This window comes from Streptomyces sp. NPDC002265 (genome assembly GCF_040296125.1).
Lineage (GTDB): Bacteria > Actinomycetota > Actinomycetes > Streptomycetales > Streptomycetaceae > Streptomyces.
On the sequence record NZ_JBEOWS010000087.1, the window covers coordinates 22,504 to 28,662 of the forward strand.

Genomic DNA, 6,159 nt, shown 5'->3' on the forward strand with positions numbered 1-6,159 from the left:
AGGAACTGCCCGGCGGTACGGACGGAGGAGTTGCCCGGGCGCCTCGGCCTGGGCGCCGGCGACCTCGTCACCCGGACCGCCCGGTGGCGGTCAGCCGGTGTGGTTCAGCCAGCGCTGGAGGGTGGCGTTGACGCTGCCGGGCAGTGCGCTGAGCTGGTCGATGGCCTCGCGGTCCTCGGGCCGGGGCGGGATGCCCGCCATCGTCAGGGTCGCCAGGAGCTCGAGCCGCCGCCGGTCGCGCGGGTCGATCGTGAAGTCGAGGCGCTGCGCCGGGTCCGGCGCGGGCAGGAAGTAGTCCCCCTCCTCCTTCCGCCGCCAGGCGCTCGCCCAGGCCGCGGGCGCCGCCGGGTCGACGGCGTAGGGGTCCACGAAGGTACGGGGCGAACCGGACTCGAAAGCGATGCTGGTCACGTGGGTCTCCTTCTTGTGCGGTCCCTGCTTGCAGGACAGGAGGCCTCACGTGACCGGTCCGGTTGCGCCGCGCGCCGGATGTCACGCCAATGGCGTCATCGGCACGTCATCGGCTGGTCCGCTGAACATCCCACGCGGCCGGCGGCCGGTGACGGGCCGCCGACGGCCGGCGATCCGCGTGCCGGGCCCCGGCCGCACCCCCGCCTACGGCCGTGGCTTGACCGCGACGTCGAGGTAGAAGGCGTCGATGCTGCGCACCGCCTCCTCGAACTCGTCGAGGTTGACCGGCTTGGTCACATACGCGTTCGCGTGATGCTCGTACGCCCCCGAGACGTCGTCGGGCGCCGCCGACGTGGTGAGCACGACCACGGGAATGGTGCGCAGATCCGCGTCCGCCTTGACGATCGCGAGGAACTCGCGGCCGTTCATACGCGGCATGTTCAGGTCCAGGACGATGAGGTCGGGACGCGTACGGGCCGGGTCACGGAGGTACTCCAGCGCCTGTACGCCGTCGGAGACCTGGGTGAGATTGCGCGCGCCCCGGTCGGCCAGGGCGTCCTGGATGAGCATCGCGTCGGCCACGTCGTCTTCGACCAGCAGTACGTCATAGGGACGGGGGGAGGCAGAGGCTGCCATGTTACGAGCTCCTGGTCGGCTGGGGGGAAGGGGAGCGTTGTACCGCCTCCTCCATGGTCACCAGAACATACAGGTGCGCGACGGCTTGGACACGGTCGGTGGGGACGAGGTCCCCGAGGCAGGCAGACGGTCAGCCTAGTTGCCGGTGTGAAGAGTCGACAACAACCGTTGTCCGGCCAGGTTAAGGTGTGCCTGCCGTACGCACGGTTCGGCTGGATGTTCGGAATCGGTCGGATCCTGAAGGAGTGTCACCTCGTGCAGAACGCCGCCTCCGCCGACGGGCCGATGGCCGGCTGGACCACCCGGCACTGGCTGCGCCGAGGAGTTGCCGCGACCCTGCTGGTGCTGACGGTCCTCGGATCGGTGGGGGCCTGGGCGATGCTGCGGTCGTCGAGGATCTCCGACGAACTGGTCAACCGGCGCAGCCCCGCCCTGGTGAACGCCGTGCGCCTGGAGTCGGCGCTCCTCAACCAGGAGACCGGGGTGCGGGGTTACGGACTGACCGGCAGCACGGAGTTCCTCACCCCGTACACCGAGGGCGTCGCGGCGGAGCGGCAGGCCGTGGGGCGGCTGGAGGATCTGCTGAGCGGCGACGAGGACCGGGCCGATCTCGCGGCCGTCCGCAAGGCCGCGGACACCTGGCAGGAACGGATCGCCCGCCCCGTCTCCGGCTCACCGGCGGCGACGGCCCTGACCCTCTCGGCGGAGCGGGCGGAAGAGGGCAAGACCGAGTTCGACGCGGTGCGCAAGGCGCTGAAGGCCCAGCAGAGCAGGCTTCAGCAGGAACGCCAGGACGCGGCGGACGCGCTGCGCCGCGCCACGGTCCTGCGCAACTGGACGCTCGCCGTGGACGCCCTCGTCGTCGCCGTCGTGGCGGCGCTCGTCTTCGAAGCGCTGCGGCGGGGCATCACCAGCCCGCTGGAGCAGGTGGGCGCCGGAGCCAGGGACGTGGCACGCGGCCGTTTCGACCGGCGCATCGCGGTCACCGGTCCCGCGGACATCAGACAACTCGCCGTGGACGTCGACGGGATGCGGACCCGGCTGGTGGACGAACTCGCCTTCAGCGAGGAGGCACGCCGTCTGCTCGACGAGCAGACGGCCGAACTGAAGCGCTCCAACACCGAACTGGAGCAGTTCGCCTACGTCGCCTCGCACGATCTCCAGGAGCCGCTGCGGAAGGTGTCGAGCTTCACCCAGCTGCTGCAACGCCGCTACGGCGGTCAACTGGACGAGCGGGCCGACCAGTACATCGCGTTCGCCGTCGACGGCGCCAACCGGATGCAGGTCCTCATCAACGACCTCCTCGCCTTCTCCCGGGTGGGGCGTGTGCACAACGACCACGCCACGGTGGACCTGGAGGAGGTCCTGCGGCGCACCCTGGACACCTTGAGCATCCCGATCGAGGAGACCGGGGCCGAGGTGACGGTCGATCCGCTGCCCGTGGTGGTCGGCGACGCGACCCAGCTGGGCATGCTGTGGCAGAACCTCCTGTCGAACTCCCTGAAGTTCCGCGACCCGGAGCGCCGGCCCGAGATCCGGGTCAGCGCGCGACGCGTAGGCGACGTCTGGGAGTTCGGCGTCGGCGACAACGGCATAGGCATCGCACCGGAGTTCCGGGACAAGGTCTTCGTCATCTTCCAGCGGCTGCACACCCGGGAGGCCTATCCGGGCACCGGCATCGGTCTGGCCATGTGCAAGAAGGTCGTGGAGTTCCACGACGGTTCGATCGGGATCGACCCCGGTCACGCCCCCGGCACCCGGGTCGTGTTCACCCTGCCCGGTGCCGACGTCGGCCAGGAGCCCGGGTCGCCCGAGTCACCCGCCTCGTCCGAGTCACCCGCGTCACCCGAGCCGTCCGAGTCGCCCGCGGGAGCGCCGCAGTCATGACACCACCGGCCCCACGGGACGAGACGGCCTACGACATCCTCCTCGTCGAGGACGACGAGGGCGACGCCGTACTGGTCGAGGAACTGCTCCACGACACCGATCTGCGGCACTCCCTCGTGCGCGGCAGGACGATGGCCGAGGCACGCCGGGAACTGGCCGGACGGCGCTTCGACTGCGTACTGCTGGACCTGCATCTGCCCGACATCTCCGGGCTGGAGAGCGTCGAGGCGATCCGGCGGGAGGATCCCCAGGCCGCGGTGATCGTGCTCACCGGGCTCGCCGAGTCCGGCGCCGGGGTCGACGCGCTGGCCGCGGGCGCGCAGGACTACCTCGTCAAGGGCAAGGTCGACCACGAACTGCTCCAGCGGGCCGTACGGTACGCGGTGCAGCGCAAGCAGTCCGAGCGGGCCAGCGCCGCCCTTCAGGTCGGCCGGCTCCGGGCACAGGAGAACGCCCGGCTGGAGCGGGGCCTGCTGCCCGAGCCGATCCTCGCCTCGCCGTCGGTGACGGCCACCAGCCGCTACTTCCCCGGCCGTGAACAGGCCCTGCTGGGCGGTGACTTCCTCGACGTCGTCCAGACCGAGGACGGCCAGGTCCACGCGGTCGTCGGGGACGTCAGCGGCCACGGTCCGGACGCCGCGGCGCTCGGCGTCTGCCTGCGCATCGCCTGGCGCGCGCTGACCCTCGGCGGCCACCGCGGCGCGCAGCTGCTGGACCTGCTGGAGCGGATGCACATCGCCGAACGCACCGGCAGCGACCTGTTCACCACCTGCACCCTCATCACCCTGGACCCGGCCCGCGGCCTGCTCACCCTCCATCTCGTCGGGCACCACGAGCCGCTGATCGTGACCTCCCGCGGACCCGAGGTCCTTGAGTCCAAGCACGGCATCGCGCTGGGCATCATCCCCGGCCTCGGCCAATGGCCCGCCACCACGGTGCCGCTGCCGCCGGACGGGAGTCTGATCGTGTACACCGACGGACTGATCGAGGGCTACGCCGGCGGTGACGACTCCCGCCTCGGGGTCGAGGGCGTCCTGGCCATCCTCGGCGAGACACGCTCCTACGGCACCGGCGAACAGCTCGATCACCTCATCGCCGAGGCACGCGCCCGCAACGCCGACCGCCACACGGACGACCTCGCCGTCCTGCGCATCGACTGGTGCGACATGCGCGGTCCCGAGCCCGGTGCCCGGGTGCCCGACCAGAACCGCGACCCGCGCGACGACGCCCGGCGGCAGCCGACCGACCGGTGACGCACGCGCCCTGACGGGGGAGCGCACCCGGGACCGCCCTCGCGGCCCGGCCGGCGTAGTACCGCGGTACCACCGTCGCCCGCCATTGCCCCCCGGGGTACCACGGATCGCGGCCGTCCGGCACCTAGCGTTGCAGGTGAGAGGACCGGACGGGTCCGGCGGCCCAGAGCGAGGGAGCGACGATGATCGAGGCGCAACAGCTGACGAAGCGGTACGGGGAGAAGACGGCCGTCGACGGCCTGGACTTCGTCGTGAAGCCCGGCACGGTCACCGGCTTCCTGGGCCCGAACGGCGCGGGGAAGTCCACCACCATGCGCATGATCGTCGGACTGGACGCGCCGACCGCCGGCACCGTCACCGTCAACGGACGCCACTACGCCGAGCACAGCGCGCCGCTCCAGGAGGTCGGCGCCCTGCTGGAGGCGAAGTCGATCCACCCGGGCCGCTCCGCCTTCGACCACCTGATGGCGCAGGCCCACACGCACGGGATTCCGCGCCGCCGCGTGGAGGAGGTCGTCGAGCTGACCGGCCTTCAGTCGGTGGCGAAGAAGCGCGCCGGCGCCTTCTCCCTCGGCATGGGCCAGCGGCTCGGCATCGCCGCCGCCCTGCTGGGCGACCCGGCCACCCTCATGCTGGACGAACCGGTCAACGGGCTGGACCCCGAAGGCGTGCTGTGGATCCGCAACCTGCTCACCCAGCTCGCGTCCGAGGGCCGTACCGTCTTCGTCTCCTCGCACCTGATGAGCGAGATGGCACTGGTCGCCGACCATCTGATCATCGTCGGCCGCGGGCGTCTGCTGGCCGACACCACGGTGCAGGAGCTGATCCGCCGCGGCGGCGGCGACACCGTCACGGTCGCCTCCGACCAGGCGGCCCGCCTGCGCGAGGTGCTGTCCGGACCGGGCGTCGAGATCACCGGCGCGATCGGCACGGAGGAGCTCCAGGTGACCGGCCTGTCCGCACGGGCCATCGGCCTCAAGGCCGCCGAGCACGGCATCGCGCTGTTCGAACTCAGCTCCCGGACGGTCTCGCTGGAGCAGGCCTTCATGGACCTGACCAGCGACGCCGTCGAGTACCACGGCACCACCACCGTCGAGACCCCCAGGAGCGTGGCATGACGACGCCGACCGTGACCGAGAGCTCCACGACCGCACCCGCTCCCGCACAGCCCGCCCGGCCGCAGTACAAGGTGACCGCACGCAGGGTGCTGCGCTCGGAGTGGGCCAAGCTCTGGTCCCTGCGCTCCACCTGGATCACCCTGGGCCTGGGCCTGCTGTTCCTCGTCGGCTTCGGCGTCATCGCGAGCGCGCACTACCACGCCGACTTCGCCGCGGGCCGGCCCCCGCGCCGGGACGACGCCAACGCCACCGCCCTCAGCCTCTCGCTGTTCGGCACCAACTTCGCCCAGTTGGCCCTGGGCGTCCTGGGCGTGCTGGTCTCCGCCGGCGAGTACTCCACCGGCATGATCCGCTCCACGCTCGCCGCGGTGCCCCGCCGCCTGCCGGTGCTGTGGGCGAAGGCGGCCGTGTTCGGCCTGGTCGCCCTGGTCGTGGCCACCGCGGGCGTCTTCGTCGCGTTCCCCGTCGGCAGCAGCCTGGTCTCCGACACCCCCGCGGCCCTCTCGCTCTCGCACGGGGGAGTGGTACGCAGCCTGCTGGGCGCCGGGCTCTACCTCGGCATCGTCGCGGTGATCGGCGTCGCGCTCGGCGCACTGCTGCGCTCGGTCGCCGGCGGCATCGCCGTCCTGGTCGCCTCGCTGATGCTGGTGCCCGGACTGGTCTCGCTGCTGCCCACCTCCTGGCAGGACGACATCAGCCCGTACCTGCCCAGCAACGCCGGTGAGTCGATGTTCGCCCTGACCCACGACGCGACGACGCTGGCCCCCGGCGCCGGAGGCCTGGTCTTCCTCGGCTGGACCGTGCTCGCGCTGGCGGGCGCCGCGTACCGTCTGGTGCGTACCGACGCCTGAGCC

The 6,159-nt window shown here is 71.7% G+C and carries 6 protein-coding genes; 4 read left to right on the top strand and 2 right to left on the bottom strand.

The window, feature by feature from the left end; translation table 11 throughout:
- Window positions 1-90: 90 nt before the first annotated feature.
- Together ABT085_RS17620 and ABT085_RS17625 are read right to left on the bottom strand one after the other, a co-directional pair.
- Window positions 91-411, bottom strand: coding sequence for a hypothetical protein (locus ABT085_RS17620; RefSeq protein WP_351608008.1), 321 nt, complete (start codon window positions 409-411; stop codon window positions 91-93).
- 204 nt (window positions 412-615) lie between these two features.
- The gene (locus ABT085_RS17625; RefSeq protein WP_351608010.1) at window positions 616-1,047 is read right to left on the bottom strand and encodes a response regulator; all 432 of its coding nucleotides are present in this window, start codon (window positions 1,045-1,047) and stop codon (window positions 616-618) included.
- 216 nt (window positions 1,048-1,263) lie between these two features.
- Here ABT085_RS17625 and ABT085_RS17630 point away from each other — a divergent pair, with 216 nt between their 5' ends.
- The 4 genes from ABT085_RS17630 (at window position 1,264) to ABT085_RS17645 (ending at window position 6,156) form a co-directional block, all read left to right on the top strand.
- Window positions 1,264-2,934, top strand: a complete 1,671-nt coding sequence (locus tag ABT085_RS17630; protein WP_502982748.1) for a sensor histidine kinase — start codon at window positions 1,264-1,266, stop codon at window positions 2,932-2,934.
- On the top strand, window positions 2,931-4,187 hold the full coding sequence (locus ABT085_RS17635) for a PP2C family protein-serine/threonine phosphatase (RefSeq protein WP_351608013.1): 1,257 nt from the start codon (window positions 2,931-2,933) through the stop codon (window positions 4,185-4,187). Before ABT085_RS17630 ends, ABT085_RS17635 begins: the two co-directional genes overlap by 4 nt.
- A 182-nt stretch (window positions 4,188-4,369) precedes the next feature.
- On the top strand, window positions 4,370-5,305 hold the full coding sequence (locus tag ABT085_RS17640) for an ABC transporter ATP-binding protein (RefSeq protein WP_351608017.1): 936 nt from the start codon (window positions 4,370-4,372) through the stop codon (window positions 5,303-5,305).
- Window positions 5,302-6,156, top strand: coding sequence for an ABC transporter permease (locus ABT085_RS17645; protein WP_351608019.1), 855 nt, complete (start codon window positions 5,302-5,304; stop codon window positions 6,154-6,156). The genes ABT085_RS17640 and ABT085_RS17645 overlap by 4 nt, the downstream gene beginning before the upstream one ends.
- Window positions 6,157-6,159: the final 3 nt, after the last annotated feature.

Bases quoted from the DNA above. Each gene is read 5' to 3' on its own strand.
- ABT085_RS17625 (WP_351608010.1), bottom strand. From the start codon at position 1,047: ATGGCAGCCTCTGCCTCCCCCCGTCCCTATGACGTACTGCTGGTCGAA.
- ABT085_RS17645 (WP_351608019.1), top strand. From the start codon at position 5,302: ATGACGACGCCGACCGTGACCGAGAGCTCCACGACCGCACCCGCTCCC.
- ABT085_RS17640 (WP_351608017.1), top strand. From the start codon at position 4,370: ATGATCGAGGCGCAACAGCTGACGAAGCGGTACGGGGAGAAGACGGCC.
- ABT085_RS17630 (WP_502982748.1), top strand. From the start codon at position 1,264: ATGTTCGGAATCGGTCGGATCCTGAAGGAGTGTCACCTCGTGCAGAAC.
- ABT085_RS17635 (WP_351608013.1), top strand. From the start codon at position 2,931: ATGACACCACCGGCCCCACGGGACGAGACGGCCTACGACATCCTCCTC.